Source organism: Legionella sp. PATHC032 (assembly GCF_026191185.1).
Lineage (GTDB): Bacteria > Pseudomonadota > Gammaproteobacteria > Legionellales > Legionellaceae > Legionella.
Window position 1 is genome coordinate 2,666,126 of the sequence record NZ_JAPHOV010000001.1, and the last position, 25,098, is coordinate 2,691,223.

Below are 25,098 nucleotides of genomic sequence, written 5' to 3' on the forward strand. Positions count from 1 at the left end.
CATTCAGAGTTGGGGAATCCATAGAAAATTATTGGGAATTTTTCATTGGACGACTAAAATTTTCTTGCGCAATTTGATTAGCTTCTTCTTCATTACATAAATAGGAGTCTCGAGTTAAGCCAGCAATTATTATGCGTAATTCTCTAGGCATGGCCTCGCTAAAAAAGAATTGTCCACTATGAGTGCGTTCCGCTTGAGCAAATAAACGCGCGTTTTTTCTAATTTCCGCACGAGGAGCATTTGCCAAATACAATTGGCGGTTTTTTTCATTTTCATCAATAGGTACATTGTGGGCAAGTATTTTTTCGTACTTGGATTGGACAGCAAGCAATAATATGGACTCATCTGGCATTTAAAAAAAGTATCCAGGCTTCCTTTTGGAATGGTTAGTGATGCATATAGAAATAGACATGATTGAATGATGAAGCTTATCCGAATGAATCTCATAGTCGACATTAAATTGATCTAATTCTGAAGTGATAAATGTTTTTGGTGCACGTAATACAATTTTATTGAAATGATCAAGCACATAACTGAGTAATTTACTTCCATTCGGATTAAAATGCTGCAAACGAAATTCTTCTATCTTTCTGTAACGAGGCCATCCCCATGGCGGGTCGATAAGGACAGCATCAGCTTTTATCTCAGCAGCAACATCGAAAAAATCTCCATGAACAAACGTGATATGATGTTCAACACCATAAACACGAGCATTATTTTTAGCCATTGCTAAACGGACGGAATCCATTTCGATAGCAATGACTTTTTTACCTGTTCTTGCCAGAGCAATAGCCGACCCGCCAATACCACAAAAACCATCTACTACAATCTTCGCATTATTGAATAATTTGGCTTGAGTGAGCGCAGCCTCTTCAGGCATAACGGTATGCAAACCTTCAGAGTCTGTCTGAACCCCCTCATCAAAGCGATGAAAATAATCGTATCGCTTATCCCAATATTGTTGCAATTTAGGGCCAAATGGGCAAATTTCAGATGACTTCATTTTTTACCTGTATCAAAGTGCACCCCATATAGCAAGCCTGCCTGCATAATCGAGGATTGAAAATTTTAGAGTTTCCTTGTTTGTATGGAATAGAGTTGTTTGATTGACGTTCTGCATAGAGGATACCTCAATATTGTTATATTTAAGTATCCCTCGACACATAGCCACTTATTACATCAGCATTAGAATATTGCTCATAGATAACACTACTTTTTTCATTATTATCAACAGCAGTAAAAAAAGGTATTTTACTCGTATTTTTTTGATTAGATTGTTCTAATGACTTTGCCAGTTTAGGGATTGGGTTTTGATCAAAGGGATTTGCCCACGAGTCACACCAGGATTCCACTGCATCAGCATTGTCTAGTGCTTTTTCGAACTCTTCTCGTGTTTGCCCGAGATCTTCTCTGGAATAATAGTTATCGCTAAGAAATGCTGGTCTTAATGTATCACGTACCCAATAGTAAAGATCTTGTGATTTAGACGCACGGCGTAATCTGAAAAGTTGATGCAGTTCCTCTTCGCTAAGCCAATCTTTATAAATTGCATCTTGTCTTCTATTTTCCAGATAAAATTCTTCCTTGTCAGAATAACACCACACCACTCTCAACATCGGATATTTTTTACATTGTTTCTCAAAAATGGCTTTGAATTCTGCCTGGTTTTTGAATGGGATGATATGCGACTGATTAATTTTCACTAATTGTCGTAATTTTTCCAAACCATTTAAACTAACCATCATATTAGTCAGGTTGTGTGAGTTGAAATTAAGAGGAGTTTTTAATAAGTCCAATCCTCCGCAAACCAAAGCTAACATCATTCGGCTTCCAATATTTGATAGACGATTATCAGAAGTGAAACTGACCAGACTCACAATTCTTGCCAGATCGCGATCAGTGAAACCTACTTCTTTAAATTGTTCATAATAGTCCGCCAACATTTCTATATTTTTAGTCAACTCTATAGAAGTGACAGCTCTTTCTTTAAGACGCGTTCAGGTATTCCGGGTTAAAACCAAGCTCTTCTAATTCAGACCAGGGGTCTTGGAGTGGAGAAAACATTTAATTCACCTTAAATTGGTTAAAAGGACAAAAAATATATCGCGTGGTTATTTATTTTACTATTTCCAATTTCGAAACCGTTATTTTCCAAATAAATACATTCTCTAAAAATATCAAACTGATTAAAATAAGCACACTTAGATTTAATTTAGGAATATAATATGGAAAATAAGACAAAGGCATTAAATTTTCTTAGCCGTATTGGGCGATGTATTGTACCCCAATCAAATCCTCAAATAATGAAGCAATTATTATCAGCGCTTGGGCTGGATAATATAAACACTGGTAATGAAGAATATAAATTTTTTATCCAAACAATTAAAAGAAAAGCCATTGATCTGAAGCCGTTAATTGACAAGATCAAATCAGATATTTTAAAAAATGAACCTTTATGTACTTTGCTTGCCTATATTGAAGAAAACGAATTAATTGATGACGCTGAAATTGAAAATGCGTCTTCTACGATACAGCTCCAGATTAATTTATTATGCCTTTTAGAAGCAATAACCATCACTATGGCCAATAGTAATGATTTTGCTCATGATATTTATAACCATATGATGAAGCAAAGAGGAAAAGGCGCCACAGGTAATCCTTTTTACAATTTTTTATTTGGAATACCTTCTCGTGCCACCTTATTTGAAAGATTAAAACTGATTTCCATAGATCCTGGTTTGACAAGCATTATATTCCACCGACTGATGGGAGCAAATCCCGAAACTCAAGCTGATCTCGATGATTTTGTAAGTCAAAATCGTTTATCTGGATGGAATGCTGATATAGAACTGGCTAATTTTGATGTTGCATCAACAAGTACTTTACCCGCTATGGGAGTTAATATTTTAGAAGCGGTGTGGGAAGACGCAACAGGCCACAATAAAAATACCGGTGGTATTTTAAATGCACAAGCTGGCTTGGGATTAATTGGTATCATGGAAGAACAAGAATACACCACTTCTTTTAAATTGGCTGAAACTACTTTACCACAAGGCACTGCACTTCATTCAGATTTAGGTTATTCATTGATACCTGAGCTAAAAGTTGATAACTCACCAAAAAAAGTATCTCAGTTTCATATCGATAAGCGATGGATGAATTTATACAATAGCTGGAATTTATGTTTTGTGATTGCAAATATAGACCCTGTATTCGTACCACTTAAATTGTTAATACCCAGTGTGTTTTCAGCGGAACCATCCAATTATAAAGAAACGAGAGTGCTCACCTTATTTCTTGTTGCCAATCTCTTCTTAAACCAAAAAACTCTTAATCACCCTCTATTTTCCAATAATTTTTCCTTTCGAAATGGAGCTACTATTATGAAAAAATGGGGGGAAATCAATAAAAATCATGCCAGTGAATTATTACAACAATGTTGTCTGAAAGAATACAAAGAACCTGATGCTTTATATAATAGTATACTTGGTGAGCATCCTCACTTAAACTTTGTGTTAAAACTTGTCTCTTATTTTCAGGACTCACATCAGTTTAGACTCACTAAAACAGCAAAACAAAGTACATTGAGCGATTATTCATTTTTCTCAGGTAATGCCGCATCTGTGGATAATTCAGAGCAACTGCATTTAGCCTCTCAACCTTCTTTGAATAAGGTATAAAAATTTTGTGCTTTTATCTCATTGAATAAGTACTTGGAACCGGAGACTTGTTATAGCTAGTCTCCGTTAAAAAATTTCCTTTTGGAATCGCTCATGAGGTAATGTGACTAGAACAGGACTTACGAAAAACTCCAAGGTCAAGGCAAAAAATGTTTTTAATGAGGGAGTTTAGATAAACTAAATGACCGAATTAAAAACATTTTTTAACGATGAGATTGGAGTTTTTCGTAAGTCCTGCAGAATTTTAAGCTGCTGTTTTAAAGATAATATCAGCTTTCTCTGTCAGGAAATCATTGTTGTTGATTTACAAAACCGTCATCCAGGTCTATACCATTTAAAAAGAGTTCAATTAAGAAAATTTCAAGATGAATATTTTATCCTGTTTGAAAGGCTTTATTGCAACTGTTGATTGCAAAAGTTTTTCAAAGGCAGCACAAAAATTATACATATCCCCCTCTAAATTAAGCAAACAAATAACCTGGCTGGAGGAGGAATTAAAAGTTACCTTGTTGATACGCTCTACAACACGATTAATTGTTACTGAATCAGGTCATAGGTTGTATGAAAAGGCATTAGATCTTTTCGAGCAATTAGAGCTAGTCAAGGTCATTGCAACACCCGATCAGTTCGAATTAAACGGCGTAATCAGGCTCTATCTTACTGTTACTCCGGCAATTCCCTACTTAACCTCATTAAGTATTCAATTTATGCGTAAATATCCCGGGATTGAAATAGATTTTATTGTAGGTTCGGATACAAAAGAGCTCTATTCCTCTACCTTTGATCTGGCTATTTCATTTGATGATGTCAAACATGCAAAACTGGTTTGCAAAAGATTATTTTCAATCAAGAGAAATGTTTTTGCTTCGCCTGGTTATATTACTCAATATGGGCTTCCTAAGACAATCGACGAGTTACCAAAGCATAACTGTTTGATTAACACTCTCTATGGCCTGCAAAATAAATGGGTTTTTAACAAAAAAATCATTCATGTCTCAGGAAATTTTAAAAGCAATAATGCGGGAGTTTTAAAACAAGCTGCGCTTGCAGGCCTGGGACTTTTATGGGTCCCTTATTTTTCAGTTTATGAAGAAATAAAAAATGAAGCATTAATTCAGGTACTACCCCATGAATCTTCACCAGATATTAATCTTTATGCAATTTACCCAAAATCTATAATAGATGAACAAAAAATTAATTTACTATTGAACTTTTTTTGTGAAAAAGCCTTGTCAGAAAACATTGCGACATACTTTATTGATGAAAATAATTAAAAAGGGGGCAGTAATTTAATCTATTTTCTATTGCAAATTCAAAGAATTAGATTAATTTATCTAAAATTAAAGTGTCACTTATTGGGAGATAACCTCTCCTTTTGGATAAAGCCAAACTTAACGAGAGAGCCAACTCCATGCCCTCAACAAAAAAGATTGAAAAACATAACGACTCCAATCCTGCATTGCGAGCACTGAGTCTATCAGCCTTAGGCATCGTTTACGGAGATATCGGAACAAGCCCTCTTTATACTTTTAAAACGGTGATATTGCTGACTGGAGGGAGAACTCCAGACGTAAACACCATTATGGGTTCGGTATCATTGATTATATGGACTCTGATAATCATTGCTTCGTTTAAATACATCTGCTTTGCTTTACGGATTGACAACGACGGGGAGGGGGGGGTTCTTGCGCTAATGTCTCTTTTAAGTTTAAAACTAAAGCAAAGGCCTTTCATTATCGCAGTGGGACTTATGGGAGCTGCTCTAATCTATGGAGATGGCACAATTACCCCGGCTATATCCGTGCTCTCCGCTGTAGAGGGACTGAAGATCCTTTCCCCATCACTTAAGTATTATGTTTTGCCTATTGCAATAACGATTCTGATAATTCTTTTTGCGATTCAATCTAAAGGTACCACCACCATTGGAAAGGCATTTGGCCCAGTGATGGCCTTTTGGTTTTTAATCATTGGTATTTTAGGGGCAAGAGGAGTTATCCAACACCCTTCTATATTAGCGGCGATTAATCCCATCTATGGCCTAAGTTTTTTATTTTCAAATGGCGCAACAGGATTTTTTATTTTATGTGGGGTCTTTCTTTGTGTCACTGGTGCAGAAGCCTTATATGCCGACCTGGGACATTTTGGTACCGCTCCAATTCGCTGCGCCTGGTTTGGCTTCGTTTTTCCAAGCCTTATCTTTAACTATCTGGGACAAGCCGCTTTGGTTTTGGAAGGAGCATCCACAGAACATAATATTTTTTACATGCTGTGCCCAAGTGATTTTTTATTACCGTTAATAATTCTGTCCACCGTTGCAACAATTATTGCCAGCCAAGCCATTATTACCGGAGCATTTTCCATGACAAGACAAGCAATGCAACTGGGCTGGCTACCTAGGTTACGAGTCACACAAACGTCTTCAGAGGGTTATGGGCAAATTTATATAGGAGTTGTTAATTGGCTTTTAATGCTGGCTACCCTTGGGCTTACTATTGGATTTGGTAGTTCTGAAAAATTAGCTGCTGCCTACGGTATTGCTGTTTCAGCCACTATGCTTTGCACTACAATTCTTTTGTTTATTGCCCTGCATAAACTATGGAAATGGAGTATCATCAAATCAGGGCTTGTTGCTGGATTATTCCTGGTTGTCGACGCTTCTTTTTTTGCGGCTAACCTCACCAAGTTTGCCAATGGCGGATATATACCAATCACATTAGCAGTCATAATCTATTCCATAATGTATATTTGGCATAAAGGCTATAAAACCGTTGCAATCAAACAAAAAGAAAAAAATATAACTATCGATTCCTTTCTGGAAAGTATTCAAACAGAAGGGATAGTGCGTGTGGCTAAAACAGCCGTTTTTCTTACCTCCAAAGACCAAGACATTCCTCCTATCCTGGTTTGGCATGTAAAGAAAAATCGTGTGTTGCAAGATAAGGTGATTATTTTAAAAGTTAACAATTTGTCCATTCCATGGTGTAAATCCGATGATCAATTACAAATTATGGAAGTAGCAACTGGCATTTGGCGTGCTGTAGCCAATTATGGCTTTATGGAACATCCAAACATTCCCAAATTGTTAAAAAAATTACAAACTCAAGGCTTTGACATCAATGTCAAAGACATTACCTATTATATCGGACACGAGACAATTGTCATCCGAAATAATAGTAATACTCTGTTAAAATACATTAAAACCCTATTCGTTTTTATGCATCGCAATGCGCTTCCCATGAGTAACTATTTTCATCTTCCCCCAGAATCGGTATTTGAAATTGGGCGACAGATAGAAATTTAGTGAAAATAATTGACCCCACACCTCAGAAATCTCAGAGAAACAGTGCAAGTTTATGGCCTTATACTGCACACTTAATGATTGGTACATGTTAACAAAACATGATTAAACATTGGCGCTACTTTGCTTTTGCAGACTATACCCGGGAGCCTGGAAAAGCTCAAAAAGATATAAAAAAATGATCTATAATAGTAAAACAAATACTTTGGATGATAAAATGGTTCAATTTGCCAAACCATCTAATGGCCCTCAAAATGATTGTGGGCGCATTAATCTATTGATTGATTACGAGCTAGGACCATACCAAAATATCATCAAAAAATGGATTGCCAAACTTGAAGAAAATGGTAAAAAAAATCCATCTAATATCTCTCAATTTAAATTTGGAAAAATTTTAGGATATCTTTTACTTCAATGCATAAAAAAAGCCAATTTATCTCCAAAAGATTTCAAGTCTTTTGCTGAAAATCCTTGGGAAGAACCTCATTATCAATCTGCACGAATCGCTGGAAAATATGTAGTAACTCAAGATACGTACCGAATTTACTTTTCTATACCAGGGATTGATCGTTCAGACCAGGAAAAAATAAATGCCAATAAAGAGCAGGCACAAATACATCATTTCACAACTATGACCAATGATGGCCTTATGGTTTTTTCCTTTGAAGATAAAATAGAAAATATCAACTCCCGCTTATTTGTAGAACTGGCAAAAAACATAGAAGTAGACTCAGAAGCATGGAACCAATTAATACAATTTACAGAAAAAAAGCTTCTATTTCCACAAGATGATATTTCATCAAAGTTGCCGCAAGTATTTGGCTTCCTCTTATACGCGAGCATCTTTCCGGAACAAAGGGACGAGGTTTTTAATGACCTTTGTTCATTGCTCTTAAAATCAAAGAACTTTGAATCAGAGCACCTTCCTGAATTTCGTTCAATAACTACAAGACTACTTAAAGACATTATTCCTGATTATGAAACCAAAGTGATGGCATTCCTGCATAAAAACAACAATCCAATGCGTTATAAGGAAAACGACATCAGAGAACAAGGAGCCCTTTTAGGTCTTTCAAGGGAAAAAGTTGACTTAGTGCAAAACGAAATGAGAGAACGCAAATCCCTGGAAGAACAAAACAACAATCGATCACAAACCATTGAACTTAGAAAAACTCTCATTGGCGCAGCGGATGAATACCTTAGATGGCGCAATAATGAAAGCAAAGAAACCGATTATCAAAAAAGCTCAGGCACGCTCACCTGGTTACGTCATTATACTGATTTCGGCAAAAATCGGGCCAATGATTTAAAAAATGAGCTTAATAAAGCACAAGATTTAAAGACCATGCTTGATGTTATTCAAAAACATTTCGCAAACAATTCCCGGTTACATAATCATTCTCTTGATAGCTATCTGTTAAGAGCTGTCAATAAAGATTTTAATAAATTCAAGTCAATATTTAATTTTGAACATCTTGCAATAAAAAATGATACCCACGCTACCCGTGAATGTCTAAGAGAAGAAATGTTGCGAATGGCAACAAAAACAAACATGAATGTTACATTGGAAAATCCGACAGGTAGTATACAAGAAAGCCCCTCTCTGCCTAATAAAACAAAAGTCCATATCAGTATCATAAAGATTCCTGCTAATGAACGAGAGGAAAATATTTTGGCAGTCCACACAGCATTAAGAAATGATGAATTGCTGAAAAATCAAGATGGCTCCGTTCCAACTATCATAAAGGAAATACGAGACATTGTAGGGAAAATCGATCCGTCAGAAGAAGACAATATAGCCACTGCCATTATTGAAATCAAAAGAAAAATAGCTGACAGCAGTGACAATAATTACAACGAGAATGTTCATGACATCATCAAAGCATTTGAGAGTCCTAGTTGTTGTGATTTTAGAAAAATCCGTGCTGCCTTAACAACCAACCCCGCAATGGACAAAATAATGAATCCTGTCAGGGTAGGAATGCAGCCAAACTAATTCAAATTATTTTGTCATAGATTATTTTTTTACCTCGCAGCTATCCTACTACCAAGACGGGATTATTCGTATTTACCAAAAGACTGGTTAATACTGAAACAGCCTTGATTCAAAAAATGTGCAAATAAATTTTAAATACTATACTTTCAGCAACACCAGTTGAGGGTTGGACCGCCGGCAAAAAGAAAAGGGAAAGGGACAATGAAGGAACAACAGAATATTTCAGCTCCCTGTTGGCATGAGCAATCAGTAGAAAAAACATTTGCTACCCTAAACACCACAGAGCGAGGGATAGGTGAGCAGGAATCTAAAAAACGATTAGAGTATTATGGTTTCAATCGCTTAGCTGAACCCGAAAGAAGAAGTGCTTTTACAAGCTTCTTGCTCCAGTTTCATAACATACTCATCTATGTACTATTAGGTGCGGCTGTGGTGACCTCTCTCCTGCAACACTGGGTAGATACCGCTGTTATAGTAGCTGTTGTTATCATCAATGCCCTGATAGGTTTTATCCAGGAAGGAAAAGCGGAAAAAGCTCTGGATTCGATTCGAAAAATGCTGTCTCCTGCTGCCACAGTGTTACGCGATGGGGAGAGACGGCATATTAGCGGTGAACAGATTGTGCCAGGCGATATTATTTTTCTGGAGGCAGGGGATAAAGTTCCTGCTGACGTACGCTTAGTAAGATCTCATGGTTTGAGGGTTCAGGAAGCTATATTAACAGGCGAATCCATTCCTGTTGAAAAACAAATTCATCCTGTCGCAAAAGATACAGAATTAGGCGACAGAACTTGTATGGCCTTTAGTGGAACATTGGTAACCAATGGCCAAGGAAAAGGGATTGTTGTAGCAACAGGATCATCCACCCAAATAGGACATATTAGTGGCTTATTATCCAAAGTAGAATCATTAACCACACCATTAATCCTACAAATTGGGCTGTTTGCAAAATGGCTCACTTTATTCATTCTGCTGATTGCAGCACTACTTCTTGTTTATGGTTATTTTGTCCAACATCATCCGTTTACCGAATTATTTATGGTAGTGGTCAGTTTATCAGTTGCTGCTATCCCTGAGGGTCTTCCCGCCGTACTTTCAATTACTCTGGCTATTGGGGTACAGACGATGGCACGACGACATACCATTGTGCGCCGATTACCTGCTATTGAAACCCTGGGCTCCGTATCAGTCATTTGTACTGATAAAACGGGTACCCTGACTCTTAACGAGATGACCGTCGCTTCTGTCTTAACCAGTAATCATCTGTTTATTTTGGATGGTATCGGTTATCAGCCTCAAGGGAAAATTACTTTAAACAAACAAGTCATTGCTAACAATGAACATCCTTTGCTCAAGAAACTCGCGCGTGCCGCGATGCTTTGTAACGATGCCGCACTTCACAACCAGGAAGGCAACTGGACTGTAGAAGGCGATCCCATGGAGGGCGCCTTACTTGCATTTGCCGGTAAAACAGGACTGGCTATGCAAGAAGAAAACGTCTTGTGGGTACGTACCGATATGATTCCTTTCGATGCCAGACATCGGTTCATGGCGACTTTAAACCATGATCATTTGAAGCACGCGATGATTTTTGTCAAAGGTGCTCCTGAGCAAATTTTGAAGATGTGTCAAAATCAACAAACCGATTCGGGAGAAGTACAGCCTCTAAATGAGTCTTATTGGAAGGAACAAATGGAGCAGGTTGCCGCAAGAGGACAGAGATTACTGGCCTTTGCAGTTAAAAAAACAAAACCAGAACATACCGTTTTGGAGTTTGCCGATATTGAGGCTAGTTTGACATTACTTGGGATGGTTGGGTTAATTGATCCTCCAAGACCCGAGGCCATTGAAGCCGTGGCACAATGCCATACAGCGGGCATTCAGGTCAAAATGATTACAGGAGATCATGCAATCACAGCACTGGCTATTGGCCGCCAAATTGGACTTAAAAACCTTGATAAAGTATTAACTGGTATTGATTTGGATAACATGGATGATGCCATACTCAAAAATATTGTGTTGGAGACCGACATTTTTGCCCGAACCAGTCCAGAGCATAAACTAAGGTTGGTTATGGCATTGCAATCACATGGGATGACTGTCGCCATGACTGGTGATGGTGTGAATGACGCCCCTGCATTAAAACGAGCAGACGCAGGAATTGCCATGGGGAGAAAAGGCAGCGAAGTAGCTAAAGAAGCTGCGGAATTTGTACTGGTGGATGATAATTTCGCCTCTATTGTCGCAGCCGTTCGTGAAGGTCGTACTGTTTATGACAACCTTAAAAAGGTCATCAGTTGGACTTTACCTACTAATGCGGGTGAGGCAATGACTATTATTTTAGCTTTACTTTTGGGGCTCAGTTTGCCAGTGACGCCGATTCAGATTTTATGGATTAATTTAATAACCGCGGTTACTTTAGGGATCGTGCTGGCTTTTGAACCAACGGAAGAAGGTACCATGCATCGTCCACCGCGTCCTCGCAGCGAACCTCTGTTAACTGGCAGTTTGGTATGGCACATTATTCTGGTTTCCATTCTATTCATTTGTGGGGTTTTTGGACTCTATTTCTACGCACTCGATCGTGGCCACTCGATTGAACTGGCTCGCACAATCGCTTTGAATACATTAGTTGTACTTGAAATTTTTCATCTGTTTTATATTCGCAACATTTACAGCACCTCACTCACATGGAAAGCAGTTCAAGGAACAAAAGTGGTTTGGATGGCGGTCATCGTGGTTACTGTGGCACAATTTGCAATCACCTACTTCCCTCTGTTGCAAACAATATTTGTTACCGAAAATGTTCCATTCTGGGATGGGGTATTAATCGTTCTAACTGGATCTGTATTTTTCGCTGTGCTTGAAATTGAAAAGCAACTTCGTTTGAGAATAAATGTTATAAGCCATCTCAGCACACAAAAAAATACGCATCACACCGATAAACTCCTGTGATGGATTGGTTATAAATCCATCGTCTAATTCTGACTCCCAAGTCCTCGATGGTTAGGCAATGACGAAGGAAGTACACATTTCCATGATTTTAAGGTATGGTTATTCACTTACCTGATATGAAAAACATACATTACAAGGGCTATGATCAATGACCATCTATTTTTTGTTTGGCAAAACTGGCTCGGGCAAAAGTTACATTGGAGATCTGCTCAGACAGCTAAACATCGTCCATATCGATGGTGATAACCACATCACCCAAAAAATGCGTGACTGCCTAATTGAAGATGAACAAATGACCCCAGAGATGATTGATGAATTTGTTGATGTCTTGATTGATGTTATCAAGACACAAAAAACAAAAACACCGAACGAGAGTTTTGTTATTTCACAAGCCATGTATCTCGACAAGCACCGTCTCAAGTTATTAAACGCCATACCCGAGCTCAAATTTGTAATGATTGATGTCACTCCCGTACTGAGGGCAAGCCGCATCACCAATCGATTTCGCAACCAGGAAAGCAAAGTAAGCCTGCGCTATGCCAACAAAATGGATACATTTTTTGAGTATCCTTCACATGAAACAATACGGCTTGAAAACAATCAAGGCTCAGATGAAACACTTATAGAGCAAATCCGTGAAAAAATGCCAGCACTTTTTAACATGGATTCAAAAGAAGAATTAAACCCAAGCATAAAGCTTCAGTTTGCATAATATTCAGATCCATATCAAGATATGGTTGAAATAACGAACGCATGCAGCAACTGTCTTGAAGTTAGAACTTAAGACAGTTGCTACTTGCCAGTTGGGATTAGAGGCTTTGACCTTTTAAAAAAGATATTGTAACCCAAGAGCAACGGTATAGTGTTTATTGGATAAACCCGCTGAGTCACCGAAATAACTGCGCTCGCCCGTGTCATTGTCAATGATTTCAGTATCCGCTCTCCCATTAGAATAATGATTGTAAGATGCCTCGACAAAAATTTTCGTGTTAGGCTTCAAAAAATAGCCAGAATGAACCGTTGCCGCATAATATCTGGAGCTATTTCCTCGCTCATTGAATGTTAAGTTGCGGGCATAATGCTCATCATGATCTCGAGCTGAAACCCAGTCGCTAAATTTTAAAAGAGCGCCAAACTCAAAATTATTAACAAAATACTTCCCTGCCAAACCAACGTAAGGAGTTCTAAATTTTTGTTGGTATCCAATTCCAGGTTGATCACTGGGAAAGCAACCGGTATAGAGCCCTCCGTTATATTGATAACAGCCTCCAGTAGCTTTCCAGTCAAAGGAGTTCCATTGATAGCCAGTGGCCAGACCTAACTTGTAATTTTGTTTTTGCATCAACCAGGCCCTTAAGCTCATATCTAACTCATTCGCATAATTGAGATGGGTATCCTCGTGATGAGACCAGTGAGTCCAGGTTTCTTGATAAGGATTGAACCAATCATAATCATCCATAGCAGCCTTATTTTTTACCAAGGTTGTCCAACCTCGACCATTCATGCTAAGCCAATCTAGGACATCGTAATTTAATTCCCCTTTTATTATCGGAGCATTTTTTATGCGCCAATCCAGCTGGCTTAACTTCGTATCTGTCTCTGGATGGTAAACATATTCATGAGCGTCACCTGACAGCATGCCTAGAGAAGCACTTAATGACAAATCATTAAAACGGTAATCCGCAGCATAAATATGGAATGAGAAAAAAAAGGATAAAAAGATTGGAGCCAACAAAACTATTTTATTTTTCATATTTTTTCCTAGTTAAGGCTGGCATTCCTTGCAGCAAAGTGACTTTTAAAAACCAATCGCATTATTGTGATCCATAATGATCTTGTCAAGATCAATATTAAAAAATATTAATCATTAAGGATTCTAATCAAGCAATATCATATCGCTCAGTTGAGAAAGCAGGTACGGCTAGATCGGAGTGAGTATTTTGGGTAACCATTTTTTGAGTGTGGACACTGGGCTTTCTGGACAACAAAGCAAAACCAAATACAAGCAAGCTGAATAATAATAAATACACCAAATCCCAATACTGGGGGAGTATATGCTTACCACCATAATTACCTAGAAATGAGAAAATACCAAGGCCGAAAAGATAGAATATAAACCATAATGCTTGTTTGCTATCAATTTCCCGATGTGTGTTTTTTATAAAGCAATAAAGAAAAGAGCACACTACTCCCAGAATAGTGGCCACCAATAACTTTCGCACACTCTGGAAACCTGTCCAATAAACGCCAACTGTACAAACATAAAATCCGATAAAGCCAATAAGGTTACTCCCTTGCAAACAAAATGGCCGCTTATAGTGGGGTAACTGGTGGCGTAAACAAACAAGCGCTACAGGTCCTATGGAATAGCTAATCATTAATATTGCTACAAGAAAAGCCGACATTTCCTGCCATCCGTGTAACACGAGCGACATGGTGGCAGCGAGTAAGAAATTTACACCTAAACTAACCCAAGGCACTTGATACCTGTTTTGTTTGGTAAGAATTTCAGGTGTAGGAACAACTGAGCCCATACTGCTTAGCATATGAGCTGCTGTGGTTGAATAAACAAGACCAGTGGAATAAGGTGATATAAACGCATCGGCATACAATAAAATACTCAACCAAAGCATCCCAGCCAGTGCAGCCAGAGCGGCAAATGGTCCTGCATCACCGGTAAAAGACAAATTCACCCACCCTTTTTCCAACGCTTGTTCGCTAATACTCCCAATAAAGGACCATTGCAAACCAGTGTAAAGCAGTGTCACGAACACTAATGAACCACCCAAAATCAGCGGTATGTATTGTCCTGGTTTTTCCAGTTCACCCATCATGATAACCACTTGTCTAAACCCTAATAAGGAAAAAAGTACCCCTCCACTTGACATGGCAGCCATAACTCCCTGCCAGCCATAAGGCATGAAACCACCGTGCTGAAAAAAATTACCCGGGTGATAACTCATGGTTACCAAGCTTGCAATAGTGAGCACAGGGATTATTATCTTCCAAACAGTAAATGCGGCATTAATGCGGGCAAACAAACCAATACCGAAATAATTAAACAAAACAAAACTCATTAATACAACCAGCGACAGCATATAACCTATTGGAGTATTTCGATAGTGCAAAGCGTCATGGGTTACCAGACCTGGAAGGTAATTACTGGCGTATTGAATGACACCTTGCGTTTCAATCACTAGCAAAATAGCCAGGGAAAACCAGGTCATGACATTCATGATAATGCCAGTCAAACGTCCATGGGTATATAAAGGCAAGCAAGCCAGGCTGTCGGACTTTGGAAACATCGTACCTAATTCAGCGTAAGATAAAGCAACAAACAGAAGTAAAAAACCTGCCAGTGGCCAAGCGATAATGGCAGCGGGACCAGCAAAATGAGCAGAATATAAAGAACCAAATAACCAGCCTGAGCCCACCATGCTGGTAATTGCAATCCAAAGTAAACTCAAAGCACTTAAATTTTTATTCATCTGACTTTTCACATGTCCTTATGATTTTAATGCGGGCAAACAATTCGTCAATCAACAGAGTGAAAACATTATTTTTGCATTGTAAACAGGAATATCATGACTACCAACTCTATAAGAGTCAAGTTTAACCGGGTATGGTAAGAAGACCTTCCTGTATTAGGAAAAAAGGAAAAACTTGAGCATGCACCAGTGACTTCCTTTGATATGGAACAGGCATTTTTTAGCCCGAAATCTCTCACTTGACAGTGTCTTTGCTTCGTTTGCTTAGCCACCCCCCATTAAGCTATAGTTAGCAATTTAATCGATTATGATCTGATACTGGGAGTGTCTATGGATGGAAAAATCAGGGGTACAACAACCGGGTGTCCGGTGATACATGGCGGTATGACGTCTACAGGACCATCCAACACGGCATGGTGGCCCAATGCCTTGAACCTGGATATATTGCATCAGCATGACACCAAGACAAATCCAATGGGAAAAGATTTCAACTACCGTGAAGAAGTCAAAAAACTAGATTTTGAAGCACTCAAAAAAGATTTGCATGCTTTGATGACTGACAGTCAGGCGTGGTGGCCTGCTGATTGGGGACACTATGGTGGTTTAATGATTCGTATGTCCTGGCATGCCGCTGGTTCCTATCGTGTGGCTGATGGACGTGGCGGTGCTGGTACAGGCAATCAGCGTTTTGCGCCATTGAATTCCTGGCCTGACAATGTGAATCTGGATAAAGCGCGTCGCTTGTTATGGCCGATCAAGAAAAAATATGGCAACAAAATCAGTTGGGCAGACTTAATTGTCTTGGCCGGTACCATCGCTTATGAGTCAATGGGACTTAAAACATTCGGCTTTGGTTTTGGCCGTGAAGACATTTGGCATCCTGAAAAAGACGTTTACTGGGGTTCAGAACAAGAATGGTTGGGTGCCAAGCGTTACGATGGCAAAAGCCGTGAATCTCTGGAAAACCCGCTGGCGGCAGTACAAATGGGATTAATTTATGTGAATCCCGAAGGAGTGAATGGTCAACCTGATCCGCTTCGCACTGCGCAGGATATTCGTGTAACCTTCGGACGCATGGCTATGAACGACGAGGAAACCGTTGCCCTGACTGCCGGAGGACATACTGTTGGCAAATGTCACGGTAATGGTAATGCAAAATTTTTGGGACCGGAGCCTGAGGCAGCTGATATTGAGGACCAAGGGCTTGGCTGGATTAACAAAACCACCAGAGGCATAGGCCGTAATACTGTTTCAAGTGGTATTGAAGGTGCATGGACGACACACCCTACCCAGTGGGACAATGGCTACTTCTATTTATTGCTGAATTACGATTGGGAACTGAAAAAAAGCCCCGCTGGTGCCTGGCAATGGGAACCCCTCCATATTAAGGAAGAAGATAAACCAGTAGATGTTGAAGACCCTACCATCCGGCACAACCCGATCATGACTGATGCTGACATGGCAATGAAAATGGACCCCGTTTATCGTAAAATTGCTGGGCGCTTTTACCAAGACCCCGACTATTTTGCAGAAGTTTTCGCTCGAGCCTGGTTTAAACTGACCCATCGTGATATGGGACCGAAGGCGCGCTACATTGGTCCGGATGTTCCTAAAGAAGACTTGATTTGGCAAGATCCGGTGCCAGCAGGTAACAAAAGTTATGATGTTTCTGCCGTCAAAGCAAAAATTGCGGCCAGCAATCTGACCATCGGTGAAATGGTTTCTACAGCATGGGACAGCGCACGAACTTTCCGCGGATCAGATAAGCGCGGTGGCGCGAATGGAGCACGCATACGATTAAGCCCACAAAAAGACTGGGAAGGCAATGAGCCACAACGCCTGGCTAAAGTCTTACGAGTACTTGAAAACATCGCTGCCGATACAAACGCCAGCGTAGCTGATGTGATTGTGCTTGCCGGAAATATTGGCATTGAGAAAGCTGCCAAGGCAGCTGGTTTTGACATTATCATTCCCTTTGCTCCCGGTCGTGGCGATGCGACCGATGACATGACGGATGCAGAGTCCTTTGATGTGCTGGAACCTCTTCATGATGGTTATCGTAACTGGCTTAAGAAAGAATATGATGTCCGTCCGGAAGAGCTCATGCTGGATCGCACCCAGCTCATGGGATTGACAGCTCATGAGATGACAGTCCTTGTTGGAGGCCTGCGCGTGTTAGGTACTAATCACAATAATAACCAACATGGCGTATTCACCGATCGCATCGGAGCCCTGACCAATGACTTCTTTGTCAATTTAACCGATATGGCCAACGTATGGACACCAACCAAGAATAATTTGTACGAAATTCGTGACCGTAAAACAGGTGATATCAAGTGGACAGCGACTCGAGTAGATCTGGTTTTTGGCTCTAATTCGGTTCTGCGCTCCTATGCTGAAGTCTATGCTCAGGATGATAACAAGGAAAAATTTGTAAAGGACTTTGTTGCTGCATGGACAAAGGTTATGAATGCCGATCGTTTTGATTTGACATAATCTTTTGCAAGTTGTCATGCCACAGATAATCGCAGAAGAAAATGTTCCGCATATGTTTATGCTTTGATTACCTTTTACCGCATCAAAGCTAAACATACAGCATCATCACAAAATGTTATTTTCAAAAGCGAACGTTTAAGATGGTTTGTATTAAACCTTACTTGCCTAAACTGTCTCTTTCGTTTTATTGCTGCGTTGCAAACATTTCTGCAGTATTCATTTACTGCGTGTAAACTCTACTCCTCAAAACGTTTGCACCTTACCCTAAAACAAAATGATCAGATCAAGCAAGAGGTCTAATTACATTATGTCTCAGCACAAACAACCTGCTTCAGCATTTACATCAATAGGAGATGCTTCTTCATTGTCTTTGTTTTGTGCCAAAGTCGAATGCATTTCAGTTGATATTTGAGGTTGTGCCGATTGAAAAAAGCCAAATGCTTCTTTAGCCTTTACATTTAAACTGCGTGAATCACTTAAAATTTCACTGCAAACCAGGCTCTTTTTTTCTACCATCTTTGCATCAAGAGCTCTCACTGCAATAATGGATGCGCGCACTTGTATTTTAAATGCAAGCTCTACTCGCATTAAAGCATCCTCTTCAATACTCACATTACTTGATAAACGCCTTATTTCTGCACGACTCGGAACCTCTTTTCTCTGTGTACTGGAATGACAAATAACCTGAGGATAATTTTCTTCCAGTATTTTTTGCATATTAAGACCCATTGCAATACCACAACCTTCTTGGCTAAATTGTTTCGCTTGACAAAAATTGACTTTATCAATTGCTGGATAGTGACATTTAGCCAATAACTCATTGACCTGTGGAAGGATATGCATTTTATAATCTTCCATGTAATACATATAAGTGTAGTAATCAAATGAAACTAATAAGTTTTCTGATTCAATATAATAAAGTGAAGGAATATTATTTTCATCAATAGATAACAAACACAAATTCCAGTGATGAGCACCACCTTTTGTAGCCACTGGGATTAGTAGTTCCCTAACCATACAACTATTGTTTAATGAACACATTTCCTGAACATATGGCAGAAGAATTTTACTAATATCTCCATTGTTTTTTGATTAAACTCATAATCTTTATCTCCACCAGTTCCAGGCAGATGAATAAAGGGAGTTATTGTTTGCAAATGGGTTGAGTTACTCTTGGAATGAAAATTGTTAAGAACCATATGTATTAATAAATTGACATCACGGATATTAAAAGTTTCATCCATATCCAGAATACTGTTATCTTGAAAAACTACGAGCTTTCCATCAACCTTTACTTTAATAGTTCGGTGTCTGTTTTCACCTTCTTCAACTGTAGGTATTTCTATTTCGATTCTTTTGCAAACTGGATTATTATCCAGATCAACATCGTCTTTATAGTAGGTGATAATTTTTGATTGTTTTTCATAATAATCGAGTGGCCTTTCTAAAGAAGAATCCCAAGGAATAGGATAGTAAGATAGAGTAGTTATTTCTGTATCAATACCAGCTACCTCTTTTTTTCCACATAAATATATTGGCTGGATTGTTGATCTGCATCCTGATTATTTGTTTTATTATTTCTCTTCATTTGTTTCTCTTTGAAAATAGTTATATTTATTAATTCAATACATTAGCTCTCAACCACTCCTTGATAATTGGCAAAAAATTTCGGAATACGTTCATCCCTGTAATGAATTGCCGACGAGAAAGCACTGAAGTACAGTTAGCCTCTTATATCTGGGGGATTTGAAATTTTTAAAAAATGAGTGTTTTTACTATGCTGAAAAACTGTATTTTGTTATGTATTAAATTGAGAATCCTTTTCAGGTTTTGCATGTCTTCCGGATAAATAAAAACTGGCGCAGTATCTGGCAAATTAAATAACTTGCGAATCCACTATTTTGGAAACTATTTTTTTCATAAATAGAAATTTTTGATATGGGTAAGCTTTAAAAAGTGTGACGTAAAACAGTCGGTAAAGAAAAGAAAGTTATAGATTTTAGCTCATAGGGTGGAGGCAACTCTCAGCTGTCTAAAATTGAGATACATTTTAAGCAACCAAGCTGATCACATTTTTGTGTTGGAGCACTGTTTTTCGTATCATAAATTAATTAGTACTCTTTCCTTGAATCAACCACAGGGCAGGAAAAGTCAATAAAGCCATTACCATCAAATAAATAGAAAATGCAAAATGTTTGAACACATAACTTAATAGCAAAATAATGAGTGGTGCTGTGCCTCCAAATAGAGAATTGCCTAAGTTAAAAAATAAAGTAAAGCCGCTGGCTCGCTCTTCTTGTGGTAATTGTTCAAGACTGGCGGTAAACGCGCTTCCAATATAAAAAGAGATAATGATGGCCAACGCACTACAGGCGACGGTAACCTGCAATAATGTGCCAGTATTAATTAAATAATTTATTGCTAAAATACTGCATAGAGTTGCAATTAAACTCACCGCCAAGGGGAAGCGTCTGCCTAAAACATCCGAGGTGAAACCTGATAACAATAGACCCATGCTATAACAAATCATCCCTATGATAATGACGTCCGTCGCTGCAGTTAATGATAATTCCTGCTGTTGCAGATAGGAAGGCATATAAACAAAGAAGGTATAGAAGCTACTGTTACAATAAATTGCCAAAAGAAAAATAGCAGCAATTGCTTTTTTCCGATAGCGCCAGGCATTTAGTATTGGATGAACCTGCTTTTTGGCTACTCTTTTTGCAAAATCGGTTAATTCCCTGGTTTGACTCCGTAAATAAAGTCCGACAAAACCGACAAATATTCCTATTAAAAATGGGAAACGCCAGTAAAAATCGAGATACTGCCTGGAGAAAAATATCAGGGCTATTTTGCTTACTATTATTGCAAGCAAGAGCCCACCAATAGACCCCAAAGTGACAAAGCTGACTGCTAAACCTTTATGGCGCATGCTCACATTTTCATAGATGTAAATACTGGCTAAAGTCATTTCCCCCGCTACAGAAATCCCTTGAGCTAGTCGACAGAGCGTGAGTAATACTGGGGCGAAAATGCCAACCTCTTGATAAGTAGGTAATAAACCAATAAAGCTTGACGAAAAAGTCATGATCATAAGAGTTATAGTCAATGTTTTTCTGCGACCAATTTGGTCACCCAGATTTCCTAACCAATAAGCGGAGAATGGCCGAACAAGGAAACCTGCGGCGAAAACACCAAATGTTGCGATGAGAGCAATGTGTTTATCGGCGGCGGGGAAAAAAAGAGGCGCCAAAATAGGTGCCATAAATCCATAAATGGCATAGTCGTACATTTCAAACAAGGTACCAAAAGAGGCTGCCGCAATAATCCTTTTATCCATATCCAATCTGTTGTTTTTGTTTTACGGGTAAGTGATACTGCCTACTTTAACTCAATTGATTTCTGCTCTTGCTTCTCTGTCTCCACCTCCTCTATGACAGGTGTAGTACGACTAAAGAAACCAGCTATAGTAGGTCTTGATGGTAACACAGACACAATCAATTGTCTTAATGAAACTGTTTCAGACTCAAGAGGTCTGGGTAATTGGTCAAGAGACAGTTTTTGCGGGTGACTTGCAATATAGTCATTACTGTCTTCGAGGTATTTACAAATAAATGATTCATATACCCCCAGACCCGTATCATATTTTAGCAAATATAAATCGGCCAGATGCGTGTCCAATTGACCCTCACTGTTTCTGCCATATTTTGTCTCAAGAAATGTTATTCCTTGTTCACTTAATGAAGCCCAATGCCACTGCTTATAGGTGTCTCTTTTAATACGATAATCTTCAGGACAGGGATCAACGAAATGTTCAAGTTGAGAATTGGATTCAACACTTTCTGCAAGGGTTGCATGCCCTGCCCCCAGGGTAAGATCACCTGTATGATTGATATGAATTTGGTAGGGAGTGTCCTGACCATAGCCCTCTCCTGGGCGAATATCCCAACCGGTATAGCGAAGCAAAGGACGAACTGTATAACGCAAAGTGGAGAACGACCCCAGGTTTCCCTCGACAGCGGCTTGAAAGCTGGAAAAGGTGTTATTCATAATGCATCTTACTGTTACATTGGATTGCTGTTTGAATTGATCACTGACTTTTTTTGCTATCGCTGCACCAAAGGAGTCGCCTTGAAAAAGGATATCATCAATTGATATGCCTTTTTCAAGCAAGGTATTGGCCAATGCTATTCCAGTGTTAACCATATCATTGGCTTCCAATACTTCACCTCCCAGTTTTCTCATGCCCGGGTATTCAAAAGCGTAATAATGTGCTCCCGTTATTTGCACGGCTTTTGCTATATCAAGCAGGCAATCCTGATATTGCGTTCCTATTCCAGTGAAGTAAATCACATGTTTTCCCTTTCCAACCGCTTTGAACTTCTCATTAGGTGTGGAGCTTGATTGATTGGAATTACTCTGAAAACCTATCACCTCTGTCATACATGTTGTTTGGTTGGCCAAGGTTACTTCTACTTCAAAGCGCTCAAATTCAATACCGGATAATTGTTCATGGTAGGGAGAGTCTGTTTGGCGTATTGCTTCTACAAAACAGGCAAAACGTTCTTCTAATGACATCTCTGAGTTACCAAACCCATTTTTGACATACCAGTCTTCTCTATTGGGAGGAAAAGTTCTTGCAGCAATTTGTCTTTGCAACCAGATTTGCACTCTTGAATTCGGCATAGTGAACACCCCTGTTTTTTTGAACAACAATTGTGCATATGATTTCTTAATTAGTCAATAACTTTTTGTCTACTTTCGGAAGTAACTTCTATTTTTTGCACAACAGAGATTTAAATCCGACTTCACCATATCAAACTCGCTTTAATACAGCTTCCATAAGAAATTTGTATATACAACATACAAACAATTGATTTTAATTATATTCAATATATATATATTATACTCATTATGACTAAATAATAATCTATTGATTGGGAGATTTTCATAATGATTTACGAATTAATATTAACCAGAAGCAGCGACCTCATACAAGAGTTTCTCTCTATACCTTATGGCGTCACTTCGCTTGATTTAGGTTTGAATGAATTAGGCAGTATAAACAATGCTGAATTAATACGGGCTTTTGCCAATATACCTCACAGCGTTACTGCGCTGGATTTGGCTAACAATCACTTATGCGATAAAAACGGTACTGAGTTGGCACAACTCCTGGCCGTCATCCCTGCCAATATCACTTCTCTTGATTTAAGCTGTAATCATCTCGACAGAAGAAGTGGTGCTGAGTTAGCAGAAGCCTTTGCTGCTATCCCAAGCAGTGTAACCTCGCTTTATTTGTCTTGTAATAGCATGGGCAATATGCATGGTGCCGAGCTGGCACAGGCCTTTGCAGCTATCCCTGCCAGTGTGACTTCACTGGATTTAAGAATGAATTATTTCGACCTGGAAAGCAGCAATGACTTATCACAAATTTTTACCAGTATTCCTCCTCAGGTGGTGTCACTTAATTTGAGCTTTAACTCCTTGAATGAAGTACCCTTTAAAAAGTTAGTACTCCTTAAGGATTCTTTAAAGCATGTGCAAACTGTTTACTTGAGCTTTTATAGTGTCAAAGAAATGTCCAAAGAACAACGAAAAGCACTGGGTTCTGCATTTCCCAATGTGCAAAAAATCATTTTGCTGGATGATTATGGCGATGAAATTCAATCGTCTATAACAATCGCTAACCTCATTAGGGAAGTTTCTGGAAAGGCAGATGCTCCATCCTTGTTAAATCAATGTGTTCTTTTTGCCCGAAGACATCAAACAGGCTATATGGAAAAGAATATCCCTGAGGAATTAAAAGAAAACATTCGAAATTTCAACTCTCGCTGATTGATAGTCTTGAGCAGCCATTATTCGCTCTTGTCAATAAATAAAAAACACCAAAAACCTGTTTGACTCTTCAGAGTCCAACAAAAAATGGAGTAATCGACAAGGAGAGACAAATCTTGTTAATCTTTGAAAGTTGCGGGGGAATTAAGCATTTTGGATATTTCGCCAAGATGCATTTCTTCTTCTTGAATCATTTGTCTTGCAAATTCTTCAACTAACACCGATTTATTTTCTGCATATTGTAATAATTGATAATACAAATCCAGGCTTTGCCTTTCATGCTCAAGCGACTCTTCTAAAATGTTACTAATATTATGCTCATGGGTCTCTAATAATTTACCAATTTTAAGTGTAGGATGATAAGAAAAATGGGTAATAAGTTCACCGATTAGATGAGCATGGTTCAAACTCTCTTGCGCCTGATCACGCATCCATTTACAGATAGGGATACGATTAAATCCAAACACCATAAAGGAATAATGGGTATAGCGCACTACCCCTGCCAACTCGATCTCTAATAATTTGTTTAGAGTTTTTATGATGGCATCATCAATGTCTTGAGTTTCAGATCGTTTATGTTTCATATGCTAACCTGTTATTTTACTTATGTAAGTATAGAATAATTCCAGGAAAATCTCGAAGCGTTATCAATTATTAAGAATTGTCTCTTATATTCAAGCCGGATACGAAGACTACCTTTGAGGAACTAATGTTCTTTTTATCAACTATTGAAAGATTAATAGAAAATATGGCGCATAACCTGATCTTAATGATCTATATTAGCGATAAAAACATAAAATTTATAAATATTGAAAAAAACATTTGCATTTAACTCAAGATTTGCATTAATCTGAATGGGACTCACAAGGAAAAGGAGATCACCATGAGTAACAAAGCGAAAAACACTCACCTCAAAGATGGAGATAATCAAACCAAGCAAACTTATTCCAATCCGGGATCACCACTTTTTTTTAGTCAAAAGCAAATAAGCCCCTCATCAGGAACACTGGAAACAAAAAAAACACAGGAAGGAAAACAACCCACGCAAGAAATCAGCCTGGAAACAACTACAGACATTTTATTAGCCGCTATTTTGCAAGAGTTAAAAACGCAAAATATGATTGAACTCATGAAACTCAAAGCTCAACAGGAACAGGAGCAAGAGGAGTTAGAAACCATTGAAAAAATGAAAGAGAAAGATGATGCCCGGTTTAATGAAATCCGGCAAACGATGTATGCCTGATTAACAGGACATCCTTCTTAACCAATTAACAGCGAACTGTTAATTGGTTTATCCTCTGACAAGAGTACATGTTACCTCAAAAGAAAAACCCCTAACATCATTAG

The 25,098-nt window shown here is 38.6% G+C and carries 19 protein-coding genes; 9 read left to right on the top strand and 10 right to left on the bottom strand.

Going from position 1 to position 25,098, the window contains the following annotated elements:
• Window positions 1-28: 28 nt before the first annotated feature.
• The 3 genes from OQJ02_RS11900 to OQJ02_RS11910 all read right to left on the bottom strand — a co-directional run bounded on the left by OQJ02_RS11900 (window position 29) and on the right by OQJ02_RS11910 (window position 1,943).
• Complete coding sequence (locus tag OQJ02_RS11900; protein ID WP_265719229.1) at window positions 29-352, bottom strand: hypothetical protein; 324 nt, start codon at window positions 350-352, stop codon at window positions 29-31.
• The gene (locus tag OQJ02_RS11905; RefSeq protein WP_265719230.1) at window positions 353-1,003 is read right to left on the bottom strand and encodes a methyltransferase domain-containing protein; all 651 of its coding nucleotides are present in this window, start codon (window positions 1,001-1,003) and stop codon (window positions 353-355) included.
• 142 nt (window positions 1,004-1,145) lie between these two features.
• Complete coding sequence (locus tag OQJ02_RS11910) at window positions 1,146-1,943, bottom strand: hypothetical protein (protein ID WP_265719231.1); 798 nt, start codon at window positions 1,941-1,943, stop codon at window positions 1,146-1,148.
• A 282-nt stretch (window positions 1,944-2,225) separates the two neighbouring features.
• Here OQJ02_RS11910 and OQJ02_RS11915 point away from each other — a divergent pair, with 282 nt between their 5' ends.
• The 6 genes from OQJ02_RS11915 (at window position 2,226) to OQJ02_RS11940 (ending at window position 12,641) form a co-directional block, all read left to right on the top strand.
• Window positions 2,226-3,680, top strand: a complete 1,455-nt coding sequence (locus OQJ02_RS11915; RefSeq protein ID WP_265719232.1) for a lpg2382 family Dot/Icm T4SS effector — start codon at window positions 2,226-2,228, stop codon at window positions 3,678-3,680.
• Window positions 3,681-4,045: 365 nt separating this feature from the next.
• Window positions 4,046-4,954: a LysR family transcriptional regulator gene (locus OQJ02_RS11920; protein WP_265719233.1), complete on the top strand. Its 909-nt coding sequence runs from the start codon at window positions 4,046-4,048 to the stop codon at window positions 4,952-4,954.
• Between the two features lie 137 nt (window positions 4,955-5,091).
• Entirely contained in the window at window positions 5,092-6,981 is a 1,890-nt protein-coding gene (locus OQJ02_RS11925; protein WP_265719234.1) for a potassium transporter Kup, read from the top strand.
• A 214-nt stretch (window positions 6,982-7,195) separates the two neighbouring features.
• Window positions 7,196-8,974 carry a hypothetical protein gene (locus tag OQJ02_RS11930; protein ID WP_265719831.1) on the top strand — a complete coding sequence of 593 codons (1,779 nt, stop codon included), beginning with the start codon at window positions 7,196-7,198 and terminating at the stop codon, window positions 8,972-8,974.
• A 201-nt stretch (window positions 8,975-9,175) separates the two neighbouring features.
• Complete coding sequence (locus OQJ02_RS11935; protein WP_265719235.1) at window positions 9,176-11,929, top strand: cation-transporting P-type ATPase; 2,754 nt, start codon at window positions 9,176-9,178, stop codon at window positions 11,927-11,929.
• A gap of 148 nt (window positions 11,930-12,077) precedes the next feature.
• Window positions 12,078-12,641 carry a hypothetical protein gene (locus OQJ02_RS11940; protein ID WP_265719236.1) on the top strand — a complete coding sequence of 188 codons (564 nt, stop codon included), beginning with the start codon at window positions 12,078-12,080 and terminating at the stop codon, window positions 12,639-12,641.
• A 114-nt stretch (window positions 12,642-12,755) separates the two neighbouring features.
• On the opposite strand, the gene OQJ02_RS11945 is transcribed toward OQJ02_RS11940, so the two are convergent.
• Both OQJ02_RS11945 and OQJ02_RS11950 read right to left on the bottom strand, forming a co-directional pair.
• Entirely contained in the window at window positions 12,756-13,682 is a 927-nt protein-coding gene (locus OQJ02_RS11945; RefSeq protein ID WP_265719237.1) for an omptin family outer membrane protease, read from the bottom strand.
• A gap of 127 nt (window positions 13,683-13,809) precedes the next feature.
• A complete protein-coding gene (locus tag OQJ02_RS11950; RefSeq protein ID WP_265719238.1) occupies window positions 13,810-15,417 on the bottom strand; it encodes an APC family permease in 1,608 nt (535 codons plus the stop codon).
• Between the two features lie 330 nt (window positions 15,418-15,747).
• Here OQJ02_RS11950 and katG point away from each other — a divergent pair, with 330 nt between their 5' ends.
• Window positions 15,748-17,913 (top strand): catalase/peroxidase HPI, encoded by a 2,166-nt coding sequence (katG, locus tag OQJ02_RS11955; protein WP_265719239.1) that lies wholly within the window; start codon window positions 15,748-15,750, stop codon window positions 17,911-17,913.
• A gap of 312 nt (window positions 17,914-18,225) precedes the next feature.
• Here katG and OQJ02_RS11960 read toward each other — a convergent pair whose 3' ends face one another.
• The 4 genes from OQJ02_RS11960 to sdbC form a co-directional block, all read right to left on the bottom strand.
• Entirely contained in the window at window positions 18,226-18,906 is a 681-nt protein-coding gene (locus OQJ02_RS11960) for a hypothetical protein (RefSeq protein ID WP_265719240.1), read from the bottom strand.
• A gap of 35 nt (window positions 18,907-18,941) precedes the next feature.
• The gene (locus OQJ02_RS11965) at window positions 18,942-19,157 is read right to left on the bottom strand and encodes a hypothetical protein (RefSeq protein WP_265719241.1); all 216 of its coding nucleotides are present in this window, start codon (window positions 19,155-19,157) and stop codon (window positions 18,942-18,944) included.
• A gap of 863 nt (window positions 19,158-20,020) precedes the next feature.
• On the bottom strand, window positions 20,021-21,253 hold the full coding sequence (locus OQJ02_RS11970; protein WP_265719242.1) for an MFS transporter: 1,233 nt from the start codon (window positions 21,251-21,253) through the stop codon (window positions 20,021-20,023).
• A 41-nt stretch (window positions 21,254-21,294) separates the two neighbouring features.
• Window positions 21,295-22,599, bottom strand: a complete 1,305-nt coding sequence (sdbC, locus tag OQJ02_RS11975; RefSeq protein WP_265719243.1) for a Dot/Icm T4SS effector SdbC — start codon at window positions 22,597-22,599, stop codon at window positions 21,295-21,297.
• 267 nt (window positions 22,600-22,866) lie between these two features.
• Here sdbC and OQJ02_RS11980 point away from each other — a divergent pair, with 267 nt between their 5' ends.
• Window positions 22,867-23,751, top strand: coding sequence for a hypothetical protein (locus OQJ02_RS11980; RefSeq protein WP_265719244.1), 885 nt, complete (start codon window positions 22,867-22,869; stop codon window positions 23,749-23,751).
• A gap of 119 nt (window positions 23,752-23,870) precedes the next feature.
• On the opposite strand, the gene OQJ02_RS11985 is transcribed toward OQJ02_RS11980, so the two are convergent.
• Entirely contained in the window at window positions 23,871-24,335 is a 465-nt protein-coding gene (locus OQJ02_RS11985) for a ferritin-like domain-containing protein (protein WP_027227434.1), read from the bottom strand.
• Window positions 24,336-24,634: 299 nt separating this feature from the next.
• Here OQJ02_RS11985 and OQJ02_RS11990 point away from each other — a divergent pair, with 299 nt between their 5' ends.
• A complete protein-coding gene (locus tag OQJ02_RS11990; protein ID WP_265719245.1) occupies window positions 24,635-24,994 on the top strand; it encodes a hypothetical protein in 360 nt (119 codons plus the stop codon).
• The last annotated feature ends 104 nt before the right edge of the window (window positions 24,995-25,098 follow it).

Bases quoted from the DNA above. Each gene is read 5' to 3' on its own strand.
- OQJ02_RS11965 (WP_265719241.1), bottom strand. From the start codon at position 19,157: ATGGATGAAACTTTTAATATCCGTGATGTCAATTTATTAATACATATG.
- OQJ02_RS11970 (WP_265719242.1), bottom strand. From the start codon at position 21,253: ATGGATAAAAGGATTATTGCGGCAGCCTCTTTTGGTACCTTGTTTGAA.
- OQJ02_RS11910 (WP_265719231.1), bottom strand. From the start codon at position 1,943: ATGTTGGCGGACTATTATGAACAATTTAAAGAAGTAGGTTTCACTGAT.
- OQJ02_RS11915 (WP_265719232.1), top strand. From the start codon at position 2,226: ATGGAAAATAAGACAAAGGCATTAAATTTTCTTAGCCGTATTGGGCGA.
- OQJ02_RS11990 (WP_265719245.1), top strand. From the start codon at position 24,635: ATGAGTAACAAAGCGAAAAACACTCACCTCAAAGATGGAGATAATCAA.
- OQJ02_RS11905 (WP_265719230.1), bottom strand. From the start codon at position 1,003: ATGAAGTCATCTGAAATTTGCCCATTTGGCCCTAAATTGCAACAATAT.
- OQJ02_RS11935 (WP_265719235.1), top strand. From the start codon at position 9,176: ATGAAGGAACAACAGAATATTTCAGCTCCCTGTTGGCATGAGCAATCA.
- sdbC (WP_265719243.1), bottom strand. From the start codon at position 22,599: ATGCCGAATTCAAGAGTGCAAATCTGGTTGCAAAGACAAATTGCTGCA.
- OQJ02_RS11985 (WP_027227434.1), bottom strand. From the start codon at position 24,335: ATGAAACATAAACGATCTGAAACTCAAGACATTGATGATGCCATCATA.
- OQJ02_RS11920 (WP_265719233.1), top strand. From the start codon at position 4,046: ATGAATATTTTATCCTGTTTGAAAGGCTTTATTGCAACTGTTGATTGC.
- OQJ02_RS11925 (WP_265719234.1), top strand. From the start codon at position 5,092: ATGCCCTCAACAAAAAAGATTGAAAAACATAACGACTCCAATCCTGCA.
- katG (WP_265719239.1), top strand. From the start codon at position 15,748: ATGGATGGAAAAATCAGGGGTACAACAACCGGGTGTCCGGTGATACAT.
- OQJ02_RS11980 (WP_265719244.1), top strand. From the start codon at position 22,867: ATGATTTACGAATTAATATTAACCAGAAGCAGCGACCTCATACAAGAG.
- OQJ02_RS11940 (WP_265719236.1), top strand. From the start codon at position 12,078: ATGACCATCTATTTTTTGTTTGGCAAAACTGGCTCGGGCAAAAGTTAC.
- OQJ02_RS11945 (WP_265719237.1), bottom strand. From the start codon at position 13,682: ATGAAAAATAAAATAGTTTTGTTGGCTCCAATCTTTTTATCCTTTTTT.
- OQJ02_RS11930 (WP_265719831.1), top strand. From the start codon at position 7,196: ATGGTTCAATTTGCCAAACCATCTAATGGCCCTCAAAATGATTGTGGG.
- OQJ02_RS11900 (WP_265719229.1), bottom strand. From the start codon at position 352: ATGCCAGATGAGTCCATATTATTGCTTGCTGTCCAATCCAAGTACGAA.
- OQJ02_RS11950 (WP_265719238.1), bottom strand. From the start codon at position 15,417: ATGAATAAAAATTTAAGTGCTTTGAGTTTACTTTGGATTGCAATTACC.